Source organism: Variovorax sp. V118 (genome assembly GCF_041154445.1).
Lineage (GTDB): Bacteria > Pseudomonadota > Gammaproteobacteria > Burkholderiales > Burkholderiaceae_C > Variovorax > Variovorax boronicumulans.
In genome coordinates, this window is the sequence record NZ_AP028663.1 from 207,957 (window position 1) to 221,216 (window position 13,260).

General features: G+C 68.8%; 11 protein-coding genes. 8 read left to right on the top strand and 3 right to left on the bottom strand.

The window, feature by feature from the left end; all coding sequences use genetic code 11:
• Positions 1-8: 8 nt before the first annotated feature.
• Positions 9-938, bottom strand: coding sequence for a tripartite tricarboxylate transporter substrate binding protein BugE (locus tag ACAM52_RS00985; RefSeq protein ID WP_369647685.1), 930 nt, complete (start codon positions 936-938; stop codon positions 9-11).
• Between the two features lie 91 nt (positions 939-1,029).
• Entirely contained in the window at positions 1,030-2,259 is a 1,230-nt protein-coding gene (locus ACAM52_RS00990; RefSeq protein ID WP_369645836.1) for an alpha-hydroxy acid oxidase, read from the bottom strand.
• Between the two features lie 121 nt (positions 2,260-2,380).
• Here ACAM52_RS00990 and ACAM52_RS00995 point away from each other — a divergent pair, with 121 nt between their 5' ends.
• Positions 2,381-3,283: a LysR family transcriptional regulator gene (locus ACAM52_RS00995; protein ID WP_062481283.1), complete on the top strand. Its 903-nt coding sequence runs from the start codon at positions 2,381-2,383 to the stop codon at positions 3,281-3,283.
• A 10-nt stretch (positions 3,284-3,293) separates the two neighbouring features.
• Here the strand turns inward: ACAM52_RS00995 and recQ are convergent, their stop codons facing one another.
• Positions 3,294-5,204, bottom strand: coding sequence for a DNA helicase RecQ (gene recQ, locus ACAM52_RS01000; RefSeq protein ID WP_369645837.1), 1,911 nt, complete (start codon positions 5,202-5,204; stop codon positions 3,294-3,296).
• Positions 5,205-5,510: 306 nt separating this feature from the next.
• Here recQ and ACAM52_RS01005 point away from each other — a divergent pair, with 306 nt between their 5' ends.
• The 7 genes from ACAM52_RS01005 (at position 5,511) to ACAM52_RS01035 (ending at position 13,168) form a co-directional block, all read left to right on the top strand.
• On the top strand, positions 5,511-6,476 hold the full coding sequence (locus tag ACAM52_RS01005; protein WP_095951036.1) for an ABC transporter substrate-binding protein: 966 nt from the start codon (positions 5,511-5,513) through the stop codon (positions 6,474-6,476).
• A 22-nt stretch (positions 6,477-6,498) separates the two neighbouring features.
• The gene (locus ACAM52_RS01010; RefSeq protein WP_062481301.1) at positions 6,499-7,335 is read left to right on the top strand and encodes an ABC transporter permease; all 837 of its coding nucleotides are present in this window, start codon (positions 6,499-6,501) and stop codon (positions 7,333-7,335) included.
• Entirely contained in the window at positions 7,320-8,114 is a 795-nt protein-coding gene (locus tag ACAM52_RS01015) for an ABC transporter ATP-binding protein (protein ID WP_062481286.1), read from the top strand. The genes ACAM52_RS01010 and ACAM52_RS01015 overlap by 16 nt, the downstream gene beginning before the upstream one ends.
• A 6-nt stretch (positions 8,115-8,120) precedes the next feature.
• Complete coding sequence (hutC, locus tag ACAM52_RS01020; protein ID WP_062481289.1) at positions 8,121-8,858, top strand: histidine utilization repressor; 738 nt, start codon at positions 8,121-8,123, stop codon at positions 8,856-8,858.
• Positions 8,859-8,928: 70 nt separating this feature from the next.
• Entirely contained in the window at positions 8,929-10,491 is a 1,563-nt protein-coding gene (hutH, locus tag ACAM52_RS01025; protein WP_369645838.1) for a histidine ammonia-lyase, read from the top strand.
• A 37-nt stretch (positions 10,492-10,528) separates the two neighbouring features.
• Complete coding sequence (hutU, locus tag ACAM52_RS01030; RefSeq protein ID WP_369645839.1) at positions 10,529-12,259, top strand: urocanate hydratase; 1,731 nt, start codon at positions 10,529-10,531, stop codon at positions 12,257-12,259.
• Positions 12,260-12,328: 69 nt separating this feature from the next.
• On the top strand, positions 12,329-13,168 hold the full coding sequence (locus ACAM52_RS01035; protein WP_369645840.1) for a phytanoyl-CoA dioxygenase family protein: 840 nt from the start codon (positions 12,329-12,331) through the stop codon (positions 13,166-13,168).
• The last annotated feature ends 92 nt before the right edge of the window (positions 13,169-13,260 follow it).

Here is a 13,260-nt window from a genome sequence, read left to right on the forward strand (position 1 = left end):
TCGTCGGCTCAGTCCGGCGTGAGCCCGGCGGTGTCCACCACCTTCTTGTACACGTCGAACTCGGCGGCGATCTGCTGCGTGAATTCCTGCGGCGTGTTGCCGACGACGAAGGAGCCGGTGTCCTGGATGCGCTTGCGCACGGCAGGATCTTCGAGCGACTTGCGCGCTGCCGCGTGCACCTTGTCCACCACGTCCTTGGGCAGGCTCTTGGGCCCCACGATGCCGTAGTACGCCATGCGGTTCACCGGCGCGAGCCCGACCTCCTTGAAGGTCGGCACGTCGGGCAGGTCCTTCAGGCGCTCGGACGCCGCCACGACGATCGGGATCAGCCTGCGGTCCTTGATGAAGGGCAGCGCCGACGGCAGGTTGTCGAAGATCATCGCGACCTGGCCCGCGACGGTGTCGTTGAGCGCCGGGCCCGACCCGCGGTAGGGGATGTGCGTGACGGACGCGCCGGCCATGCCCTTGTACAGCTCCATCTGCAGGTGCCCGATGCTGCCCGTGCCTGCGGTGGCGTAGGCGTACTTGCCGGGGCTCTTCTTCAGCACCTCGATGAAGCCCTTGTAGTCCCGGGCCGGAAAGCTGGGGTGGACCGCAATGACGTTGGGCGTCGCCGCCAGGTTGATGATCGGCGTGAAGTCGGTCTTCGGGTTGTAGGGCACCTTGGGGTTGATGGCCGGATTCGCCGCCGTCGTCGACACGGTGCCGATGCCCAGCGCATAGCCGTCGGGCGTGGCGCGCGCGGTCTCGGCGGCCCCGATCGCGCCGCCCGCGCCCGACTTGTTCTCGACGATGACGCTCTGCCCCAGGTGCCTGCCCAGGGGCTCGGAAATGACGCGCGCAATGATGTCCGTCGTGCCGCCCGGCGCGAACGGCACCTGCAGCTTGACGGGTTTGTCGGGGTAGCCCTGCGCGTGAGCGGGCACGGCCGCCGCCATCAGGCAGGCGAGGGCGAACAGGGTGGGTTTTTTCGGCAAGGTGTCTTCCTCCTCTTGGATTGATGGAATGGGTGGGATGAGTGGGGGCCGATCAGGGGTGCCGCGGGATCAGGCAGCTCGCGTCGAGCTCGCCCGGGTCGTTGACGCCGAGCATGGCCATGTTCCGGTCGACCTCGTCCCGCAGCAGCCGGATCGCGTGCGTGACGCCCGCGTGGCCGCCCACGGCGGCGGCATACATGAACGGCCGGCCGGCGAACACAGCCTTGGCGCCCAGCGCCAGCGCCTTCAGCACATCGCTGCCGCGGCGCACGCCGCCGTCGACCATCACGGGCAGCTCGCCCGCGGCGTCCAGCACCTGCGGCAGCGCGCGCAGCGCCGGTGCCGCGCCGTCGAGCTGCCGGCCGCCGTGGTTGGAGACGATGAGCCCATCGGCGCCGAGCTGGCGCGCGCGGCGCGCATCGGCCGGATGAAGAATGCCCTTCAGGATCAGCGGCCCGCGCCACTGCTGGCGGATGCGGGCGATGTGGTCCCAGTGGATGTGGTCGCGGCCGGTCGTGTCGCGGATCGCGGTGCTGGAGAAAAGAGGCGCGCCGCGCGTGGCGAACGAGTTCTCGAAATGCGGCATGCCCTGCGTCACGAAGGTCCGCGCGAGCGTGCCGAGCAGCCAGCGGGGCCGCACGAGGCCGTCCCATGCCAGCCGCAGGCTGGGCCGCAGCGGCGTCGTGAAGCCGGCGCGCACGTTGTTTTCGCGGTTCGCCCAGACCGGAATGTCGACCGTCACGACCAGGTGGTGAAAGCCTGCGCCGGCGATGCGCGCCACCAGGCCGTCGATGCGCGCCGCATCGCCCGGCAGGTAGGCCTGGAACCACGTGCCGGGCGCGGCCTGGGCCACTTCTTCCATCGGAATGAGCGAGGTGCCGCTCATGACCGCGGGAATGCCGGCCGCCTGCGCCGACTGGGCGAGCACCAGGTCGCCGCGGTAGGCCGACAGCGCGCTGATGCCGACCGGCGCGATCCCGAAGGGCGACGCGTAGCGCTGGCCGAACAGCGTGACCTCCTGCGAGCGCCGGGAGACGTCGACCAGCACCCGGGGCAGGAAGTCGTGTGCGTCGAACGCGGCGCGGTTGGCGTCCAGCGAGCGGTTGTCCTCCGCCGCACCGGCGATGTAGCCGAACAGCGGGCGCGGCAGCCGGCGCCGGGCCGCGTGCTCGAAGTCCTGCAGCGACAGGATGCCGGCCAGACGCCGTGGCGTCGCGGCAGCAGCAGGGGCTTGCGCCGGCGCGGTGCGCGGGGCATCGAAGGCACGCGAGAAAACAGTCATGTCCGCCATCCAGTCAGTCGTTCGGTCCGCGCGGACTGTAGGCGTGCAGAAGGTTTTGAAAAAGCGAATTTATGGTAATTTGCCATTTCGCTTTTTTCGAAATGATCGAGGAGGACAGCGCATGACGCTGAAGCAACTGGAGGCCTTCTACTGGGCCGCGACCTGCGCCAGCTTCGCGCTCGCGGCGCAGCGGCTGCACCTGTCGACCTCGTCGCTGTCCAAGCGCCTGGCCGAGCTGGAGGTGTCGCTCGGCGCGCCCTTGTTCGACCGCGCCGGGCAGCGGGCCACGCTCACGGACGCGGGTGAGCGTTTCCTGCCGCGCGCCGCCGCGCTGCTGCTGGCGGCCGACGAAACGAAACGGTCGATCGGCGCACCCGCCAGCCTCGGAGGTCGCTGCACCTTCGGCATCGGCGAGCTGAGCGCGCTGACCTGGCTGCCCCAGCTCGTCGCGCATGTGGGGCGGCACCTGCCCGACCTGCGCCTCGAGCCGCACGTCAACTTCGGCTCGGCGCTGGACGAGCGCCTTCGCAACGGCGAGCTCGACTGCGCGGTGATCGCCGGGCGCTCACCGCACCACGGGCTGATCTCGTCGCACACCGTGGGCCAGGCGCATTTCGTGTGGGTGGCCGCGCCCGCGCTGGCGGGCAAGACCACGACCCTCGGCGCGCCGCTGCTCGCGCAACATCCCATCGTGACGCTGCCGACCGGCGCGGGCACCAGCCGCCTGCTCGACGAATGGCTCATGGCCGAGAACCTCGAGGCGCCGCACCGCCTCAGCTGCAACAGCTGGGGCGCTGTCGCCGGCCTGCTGATCGAGGGGATCGGTGTCGGGTTCCTGCCGGAAGGCTGGGCGCGCCTGCTGTCGCGCCGCGGCGACCTGCGCATCCTGAAGACCCGCCAGGCCCTGCCCGCGCTGACCTACACCTTCCAGAAGCGCAGCAACGACGAGCGCCATCTGCTGACGGCCATGCGCGCCGCGGTGCTCGCGTCCATCGATTTCTCGAAGGCCGCCCGCCTGCTCTAGCCGGAGAGGGTCAGAAGGCTTCGCACACGCGAAGCACTTCGGCGCCGTAGGCTTCGAGCTTCTTCGTGCCGATGCCGCTGATGCCCTGCAGGTCTTCGAGCGTCGCGGGCGCGCGCTCGGCAATGGCCGCCAGCGTGGCGTCGTGGAAGATCACGTAGGCCGGCAGGTTGTGTTCCTTGGCCACCTCGGCGCGCCAGGCCTTGAGCGCCTCGAAGCGCTTCTTGCCGGTGTCGTCGAGCGAGGCGGCCGCCGGCGACGGTGCGCCCTTGGCGGCCTTTTCGCGCCGGGGCTTGCGCTCGGCCGGCGACGACACCGACTCGCGCAGCGACACCGTGGTCTCGCCCTTGAGCACCGCGCGCGAGCCCTCGGTGAGCTTCAGCGTGTTGAACGCTTCGGCGTCCACCGCCAGCGCGCCGGTGGCGATCAGCTGGCGCAGCACGCCGCGCAGCGCCACCTCGCTGAACTCCGCGCCGATGCCGAAGGTGCTGATGCGCTCGTGGCCGAACTGCTTGACCTTCTCGGTCGCCTTGCCGCGCAGGATGTCCATGATGTGGCCCGCGCCGAAGCTGATGCCGCTGAGCTGCTGCACGCGGTAGATGGTGCTCAGCAGCTTGCGCGCGGCATCGGTGCCGTCCCACACCTGCGGCGGGTTCAGGCAGTTGTCGCAGTTGCCGCAGGGCGTGCTCTTCTCGCCGAAGTAGCCCAACAGGCGCACGCGGCGGCAGTCGCTGGCCTCGGCCAGCGAGAGCAGGGCGTCGAGCTTGCCGCGCATCACCTGCTTGAACTCTTCACCGGCCGGGCTCTCGTCGATCATGCGGCGCTGGTTCACCACGTCGTTCAGGCCGTAGGCCATCCAGGCGTCGGCGGGGGCGCCGTCGCGGCCCGCGCGGCCGGTTTCCTGGTAGTAGCCCTCGATGTTCTTGGGCATGTCGACGTGGCCCACGAAGCGCACGTCGGGCTTGTCGATGCCCATGCCGAAGGCGATGGTCGCGACCATCACGATGCCTTCTTCGCGCAGGAAGCGGTCCTGGTGCTTCTGGCGCACCGCCGCATCGAGCCCCGCGTGGTACGGCAGCGCGTTGATGCCCGCGCCCTGCAGCGTCGTCGCGAGGTCTTCCACGCGCTTGCGCGACTGGCAATAGACCACGCCCGCGTCGCCCTCGTGCTCGCGCTCGATGAAGCGCAGCAGCTGCGTGGTGGCGTCCTTCTTCTCGACGATGGTGTAGCGGATGTTCGGGCGGTCGAAGCTGGAGACGAACTGGCGCGCTTCTTCCAGCTGCAGCCGTTCGACGATGTCGGCGCGCGTGAGGTCGTCGGCCGTGGCCGTGAGCGCGATGCGCGGCACGCCCGCATAGCGCTCGTGCAGCACGGTGAGCGCGCGGTACTCGGGGCGGAAGTCGTGGCCCCACTGGCTCACGCAATGCGCCTCGTCGATGGCGAACAGCGAGAGCTTGCCGCGCTCGTTCAGCGAATCGAGCTGCGACAGGAAGCGCGGCGTGTTCACGCGCTCGGGCGCCGCGTACAGCAGCGTGATCTCGCCGCGCAGCATGCGGCGCTCCACGTCCTGCGTCTGCTCCCAGTCGAGCGTGGAATTGAGGAAGGCCGCGTTCACGCCCGCCTCGTGCAGCGCGCCCACCTGGTCGTGCATCAGCGCGATGAGCGGCGACACCACCACCGACACGCCGCGCCCCGCGCGCTGCCGCGCAATGGCCGGGATCTGATAGCACAGCGACTTGCCGCCGCCCGTGGGCATCAGCACCAGCGCGTCGCCGCCGCCCACCACGTGCTCCACGATGTCCTGCTGGGCCCCGCGAAAGCGCGCGTAGCCGAACACGTCGTGAAGGATGTCGGCGGGGGCCGCGCTGCCGGAGCTGCTGCCGTCGCTGGAAGCGTCGAAGGGGCGGGGAGCGAGGGAGGACACAGGCGGGGGTGCGAAGGGCGGGAGAGGGGGAGAAAAGGGCCGGAGCCGGGGCGGACGCCGATTGTCCCCCAGCGGCTCCGATATGACTGTGGCACGGCGTTTGCAATGGTGAACCCCGTCCCGGCACCCCTCTTGTCTAGACAGCAAACTGGGGCATTTCTCTCGGAGATGCACCAAAACAGGACTTTCGGGTTATCCTGTATATACAAGTTGGGGCGCCTGGCAACAATGCGAGGCGTGCTGCCCACATCCCCTGGGCATGTATCGCCGAGTCACCTCTCTCAAAAAATGGAACCAGGAGTCCCCATGGTCAAGGTAGTTGTGAAAGTCGCTTCGCTGCTGGCAGCAGGTGCATGTGCAGCGGGCATGGCCGGAACGGCCGCCGCCCAGGACACGAAGATTTCGCTCGGCATGTCCGGCTGGACCGGCTTTGCGCCGCTGTCACTGGCCGACAAGGCCGGCATCTTCAAGAAGAACGGGCTGGACGTCGAACTCAAGATGATCCCGCAGAAGGACCGCCACCTGGCGCTGGCCTCCGGCGCGATCCAGTGCGCGGCCACCACGGTGGAGACGCACGTGGCCTGGAACGCCAACGGCGTGCCGATCGTGCAGATCTTCCAGATGGACAAGTCCTACGGCGCCGACGGCCTGGCCGTGCGCAACGACGTGAAGAGCTTCTCCGACCTCAAGGGCAAGAGCATCGGCGTGAGCGCCCCGGGCACCGCGCCGTACTTCGGCCTGGCCTGGATGCTCAGCAAGAACGGCATGAGCCTGAAGGACGTGAAGGTGGTCTCGCTCGAGCCGCAGCCCGCCGCGCAGGCTTTCGTGGCCGGCCAGAACGACGCCGCCATGACCTACGAGCCCTACCTGTCGACCGTGCGCGCCAACCCGGCCGCCGGCAAGATCCTGGCCACCACGCTCGACTACCCGATGGTGATGGACACCGTGGGCTGCGCCCCCACCTGGCTCAAGGCCAACGCCAAGGCCGCCGCCGCGCTCACCAAGTCGTACTTCGACGCGCTGGACATGATCAAGGCCGACCCGGCCAAGGCCAACGAACTCATGGGCTCGGCCGTCAAGCAAAGCGGCGAGCAGTTCGCCAAGTCGTCGGCCTACCTGCGCTGGCAGGACAAGGCCGCCAACCAGAAGTTCTTCGCGGGCGAGCTCACCAGCTTCATGAAGGAAGCCGCGGCCATCCTGCTGGAGGCCGGCGTGATCCGCAAGGCGCCGGAAGACTATGCCGCCACCTTCGACGCCAGCTATGTCAAGTAAGGCCTTGCCGCAGATGCAACCGATGACCGCCGCCCCGGCGCGCGCCGTGACGCCGCCGCCCGCGCCTCCCGTGCGGCGTCGCGTGTTCGCGCCGCTCGAACCCATCAGCGCGTCCGCGCGCACGATGCTGGGGCTGGGCTTCTTCGTGCTCTTCGTCGTGGTGTGGGGCATCGCCACGCTGGGCGGCTTCGTGTCGCCCACCTTCCTGGCGAGCCCGATCACGATGGTGAAGGAGGGCTGGCTGCTCTTCACCGAGTACGGCTTCATCGGCGACATCGGCATGACCGTGTGGCGCGTGTTCGGCGGCTTCCTGCTGGCGGCCGTCATCGCGGTGCCGCTGGGCGTGGCCATGGGCACCTGGAAGACCGTCGAGGCCTTCTTCGAGCCCTTCGTCTCGTTCTGCCGCTACCTGCCGGCCTCGGCCTTCATTCCGCTGCTCATCCTGTGGGCGGGCCTGGGCGAAATGCAGAAGCTGCTGGTGATCTTCATCGGCTCGTTCTTCCAGATCGTGCTGATGGTGGCCGTCACCGTGGGCGGCGCGCGGCGCGACCTCGTCGAAGCCGCCTATACGCTGGGCGCCAACAGCCGCGGCATCGTGGCGCGCGTGCTCATTCCGGGCGCCGCGCCGGGCATCGCCGAAACGCTGCGCCTCGTGCTGGGCTGGGCCTGGACGTACGTGATCGTGGCGGAACTCATCGGCTCCTCGTCGGGCATCGGCCACATGATCACCGACAGCCAGGCGCTGTTGAACACCGGCCAGATCATCTTCGGGATCATCGTGATCGGCGTCATCGGCCTGTTGTCCGACTTCGCTTTCAAGGCGATGAATCGCCGTCTGTTTGCATGGGCTGCACTGTGAAGAACCAACTCTCCATTCAAGGCGTCTCGCGCGTCTTCACCGGCACCAAGGGCCAGCGCACGCAGGCGCTGCAGCCGATCGACTTCGAGGTGAAGGAGAACGACTTCGTCACCATCCTCGGCCCCTCGGGCTGCGGCAAGTCGACGCTGCTGCGCATCGTGGCGGGGCTCGACTTCCCGACCACCGGCCAGGTGATGCTCGACGGCGAGCGCATCGAAGGCCCCGGCGCCGACCGCGGCGTGGTGTTCCAGAGCTACACGCTGTTCCCATGGCTCACGGTGGCGCAGAACATCCGCTTCGGCCTGCGCGAGCGCGGCATGAGCGAAGCCGACCAGAAGGAACGCAGCGAGTTCTTCATCGCCAAGGTCGGCCTGCGCGGCTTCGAGCACCACTTTCCCAAGCAGCTCTCGGGCGGCATGCAGCAGCGCACCGCCATTGCGCGCGCGCTGGCCAACGACCCCAAGATGCTGCTGCTCGACGAGCCCTTCGGCGCGCTCGACAACCAGACCCGCGTGCTCATGCAGGAGCTGCTGCTGGGCATCTGGGAGTCGGCGCAGAAGACGGTGCTGTTCGTGACGCACGACATCGACGAGGCGATCTTCATGGCCAACCGCGTGGCGGTGTTCAGCGCGCGGCCGGGCCGCATCAAGACCGAGATCGCGGTCGACTTCCCGCACCCGCGCAGCTACACCATCAAGACCTCGCCCGAGTTCATGGACATCAAGGCGCGCCTGACCGAAGAAATCCGCGCCGAGTCGATGGCCGCCGCGGAACACTGAGCCCCGATGAAACGCGACCTGCCGTCCCTCGCGCTCTATGCGCAAGTCAAGGATCACATCTCCCGCAAGATCCAGGACGGCACGTGGCCGCCCGGCCACCGCCTGCCTTCCGAGAACGAGCTGGTCGCGCAGTTCGGCATGGCGCGCATGACCGTGAACCGCGCCCTGCGCGAGCTCATGGAGCAGGGGCGCATCGTGCGCGTGGCCGGCGTCGGCAGCTTCGTGGCCGAGAACAAGCCGCAGTCGACGCTGCTGCAGATCGCCAACATCGCCAGCGAAATCCGTCAGCGCGGCCACGACTACCGCTGCGAGATGCTCGCGGTCGAGCGCCTCGCGGCCTCGCCCGACGTGGCGGCCTGGCTCGACCTGCGCGCGGGCGATTCGGTGTTCCACAGCGCCTGCCTGCACCTGGACAACGACACGCCCGTGCAGCTCGAGGAGCGCTACGTCAACCCGCAGGTCGTGCCCGATTTTCTCGAGCAGGACTTCACGGCCGTGCCGCCCAGCGAGTACCTGGTGCGCAACGTGCCCTTCGACCAGATCGAACACGTCGTCGATGCCGTGCTGCCCAGCGCCGAACAGGCCGAGCGGCTCGCGATGGCGCCCACCGACCCCTGCCTGCTGCTGACGCGCCGCACCTGGATCCGCAACACGCCCGTGACCTGGGTGCGCTGCCTGCATCCCGCTTCGCGCTACAGCCTCGGCAGCCGATTCAAGTCCGACGGCAACCCGACGTTCGGCTAGACAGACCGTTTTTTTTCGACCCTCAGAGGCTTACGTTTTCTCTCGCAACCACTTGTATAGACAGGTTCACATGCCAAGCAATCACACCGCCACCCCCAACGCCACATTGACCCTCACGCCCGGCAAGGTCGACCTTGCGATGCTGCGACGCATCCAGGCCGGCGGCGTGCACCTTGCGCTCGACCCGTCGGTGCAGGACGGCATGGCCAGGGCCGAGGCCGCGGTGCGCCACATCGTCGAGAACGACGAGGTGGTCTACGGCATCAACACCGGCTTCGGCAAGCTCGCCAGCACGCGCATCGGCAACGACCACCTGGCCGAGCTGCAGCGCAACCTCGTGCTCTCGCACAGCGTGGGCACCGGCGAGCCGCTGGCCGCGCCGGTGGTGCGCATGATCCTCGCGACCAAGGCCGTGAGCCTGGCGCGCGGCCACTCGGGCGTGCGGCCCGCGCTGGTCGATGCGCTGCTGGCGCTGTTCAACGCGGGCGTCACGCCCAGCATCCCGTGCAAGGGCTCGGTCGGCGCCTCGGGCGACCTCGCGCCGCTGGCCCACATGGCCTGCGTGCTCATCGGCGAAGGCGAAGCCACGCTGGCCGACGGCAAGAAGGTGAGCGGCGCCGAAGCCATGCGCAGCATCGGCCTCGAGCCCTTCGTGCTCGGCCCCAAGGAAGGCCTGGCGCTGCTCAACGGCACGCAGGTGTCGACCGCGCTGGCGCTGGCCGGCCTGTTCGGCGCCGAAGACGTGTTCGCCGCCGCGCTGATGTCGGGCGCGCTGTCGCTCGAAGCCATCCAGGGCTCGATCAAGCCCTTCGACGCCCGCATCCACGCCGCGCGCGGCCAGCCCGGCCAGATCGCCGTGGCCGGCGCCGTGCGCACGCTGCTCGACGGCAGCGAGATCGTGCCTTCGCACGCCGACTGCGGCCGCGTGCAGGACCCGTACTCGGTGCGCTGCATCCCGCAGGTGATGGGCGCCTGCCTCGACAACCTGGCCCACGCCTCGCGCGTGCTGGTCATCGAAGCCAATGCCGCATCGGACAACCCGCTCGTGTTCTGCGACACCGGCGAGGTGATCTCGGGTGGCAACTTCCACGCCGAGCCGGTCGCCTTCGCGGCCGACATCATTGCGCTGGCCGTGAGCGAAGTCGGCGCCATCGCCGAGCGCCGCCTCGCGCTGCTGCTCGACAGCGGCCTGTCGGGCCTGCCGCCCTTCCTGGTGCGCGACGGCGGCCTGAACTCCGGCTTCATGATCGCGCAGGTCACGGCCGCCGCGCTCGCCTCGGAAAACAAGTCGCACGCGCACCCCGCCAGCGTCGACAGCCTGCCGACCTCGGCCAACCAGGAAGACCACGTGTCGATGGCCACCTTCGCGGCGCGCCGCCTGGGCGACATGGTCAACAACACCGCCGTGGTGGTGGGCATCGAAGCGATGGCCGCTGCCCAGGGCATCGAACTCAAGCGCAAGCTGAAGAGTTCGCCGCTGGTGGAAGCGGAGTTCGCCCGCATCCGCCAGAAGGTCGCGTTCCTCGAGACCGACCGCTACCTCGCACCCGACATCGAAGCCATGCGCCTGTGGGCGCTCGCGGCCGACCTGCCGGCCGCGCTGCTCGACATCCTGCCCAGCCACTCGAAGTGATCCGTACCGACCGCCACCCGACAAGGAGAACCACGCCATGAACGCACCCGACAAATTCGCCCTGAACACCCCCGCTGCCGGCACCGACCCGCGCCATGACCCGACCCGCGTGATCCGCGCCCCGCGCGGCACCGAGCTCAACTGCAAGAGCTGGCTCACCGAAGCGCCGTACCGCATGCTGCAGAACAACCTCGACGCCGAAGTGGCCGAGCGCCCGCAAGACCTCGTGGTGTACGGCGGCATCGGCCGCGCCGCGCGCGACTGGGCCTGCTACGACCAGATCCTCGCCTCGCTGAAGGAACTGGAAGACGACGAGACGCTGCTCATCCAGTCGGGCAAGCCCGTGGGCGTGTTCAAGACGCACGCCGACGCACCGCGCGTGCTGCTCGCCAACTCCAACCTCGTGCCGAAGTGGGCCAACTGGGAGCACTTCAACGAGCTCGATCGCCAGGGCCTCTTCATGTACGGCCAGATGACCGCTGGCAGCTGGATCTACATCGGCAGCCAGGGCATCGTGCAAGGCACCTTCGAGACCTTCGTCGAAGCCGGCCGCCAGCACTACAACAACAGCCTCGCGGGCAAGTGGATCTTGACGGCCGGCCTGGGCGGCATGGGCGGCGCGCAGCCGCTCGCGGCCACGCTGGCCGGCGCCGTGTCGCTGAACATCGAGTGCCAGCAGTCGAGCATCGACTTCCGCCTGCGCACGCGCTACGTCGACAAGCAGGCACGCGATATCGACCACGCCTTCGAGCTCATCAAGCAGCACTGCGACGCCAAGGAAGCCGTGTCGATCGCGCTGCTGGGCAACGCGGCCGACATCCTGCCCGAGCTGGTCAAGCGCGCGAAGGCCGGCGGCCTCAAGCCCGACCTTGTGACCGACCAGACCTCCGCGCACGACCTGATCAACGGCTACCTGCCCTCGGGCTGGAGCGTGCCGCAGTGGCAGGCCGCCATGAAGGACGCGTCGCAACACGACGCCCTGAAGAAGGCCGCCGCGAAGTCGTGCGCCGTGCACGTGCAGGCCATGCTCGACTTCCAGGCCATGGGCATCCCCACGGTCGACTACGGCAACAACATCCGCCAGGTCGCGTTCGACGAAGGCGTGAAGAACGCCTTCGACTTCCCGGGCTTCGTGCCGGCCTACATCCGTCCGCTGTTCTGCGAAGGCAAGGGTCCGTTCCGCTGGGTGGCGCTCTCGGGCGATCCGGAAGACATCTACAAGACCGACGCCAAGATCAAGGAGCTGTTCCCCGAGAACACCCACACGCACCGCTGGCTCGACATGGCGCGCGAGCGCATCGCCTTCCAGGGCCTGCCCGCGCGCATCTGCTGGCTCGGCCTGGGCGAGCGCCACATCGCCGGCCTGGCCTTCAACGAGATGGTGAAGAACGGCGAGCTCAAGGGCCCGATCGTCATCGGCCGCGACCACCTGGACACCGGCTCGGTCGCCAGCCCGAACCGCGAGACCGAAGCCATGAAGGACGGCACCGACGCCGTCTCCGACTGGCCGCTGCTCAACGCACTGCTCAACACGGCCGGCGGCGCGACCTGGGTCAGCCTGCACCACGGCGGCGGCGTGGGCATGGGCTACTCGCAGCATTCGGGCGTGGTGATCGTGTGCGACGGCACCGACGCCGCGGCCAAGCGCATCGGGCGCGTGCTCTTCAACGACCCGGCGACCGGCGTCATGCGCCATGCCGACGCGGGCTACGACATCGCGGTCGCCACGGCGAAGAAGCAGGGCCTGAAGCTGCCGATGATCAAGTAAGGTCGGCAGGCGCCGCAGGTGAAGTAAAAAAGCGGGTCACCGACACCCGACAAAGAAGGAGACCCGACGATGACCCTCGATGCTTCCGACCTGCAGCGCCGCGTGCGCGAACGCGTGGACGACGCGCTGGTGGCGCAGTTCCAGCGCGACGGCGCGGTCTGCATCCGCCAGCTGCTCACGGCCGACGAACTCGCGCTGCTGCGCGGCGGCATCGAGGCGAGCCTGGCGGCGCCCAGCCCGCGCGCCAAGGTCGCGAGCCGGCCCGACGACCCGGGCCGCTTCTTCGAGGACTTCTGCAACTGGCAGGAGATCGACGCCTTCGGCCGCTTCATCAGAGAGGCACCGCTGGCGCCCCTCGCGCAGCGGCTCATGGGCTCGGACACCGTGCGGCTGTACCACGACCACCTGCTCGTGAAGGAGCCCGGCACGCGCCAGCGCACGCCGTGGCACCAGGACCAGCCCTACTACAACATCGAGGGCATGCAGAACGTCAGCATGTGGATTCCGGTCGATCCGGTGTCGCGTGCCGCCACGCTCGAGTTCGTGGCCGGCTCCCACAAGGGGCCGTGGCTCATGCCGCGCACCTTCATGGACAACCACGCCAAGTGGTTCCCCGAAGGCAGCCTCGACGACCTGCCCGACATCGAGGGTGCGCGCGAGCGCTTCCCCATCGTCGGCTGGGACATCGAGCCCGGCGACTTCGCCTGCTTCCACATGCTCACGCTGCATGCGGCCGCCGGCGTGGAAGGGCCGAACCGGCGCCGCGTGTTCTCGGTGCGATTTCTGGGCGACGACATCCGCCACGCGCCGCGCAGCTGGAAGACCTCGCCCGATTTCCCGGGCCTGGCCGAGCGCCTGCCGGCCGGCGCGCCGATGGACGATCCGCTCTTTCCGCTGCTGGTGCGCTGAGCCCCGGTAAGACGAAGGTAGAAAGAAAAAACGCGCTCATTCCCATCGAGTGGGAATTCGGGCTTGGTCGTGAGAACGGCGAGCAAGATACT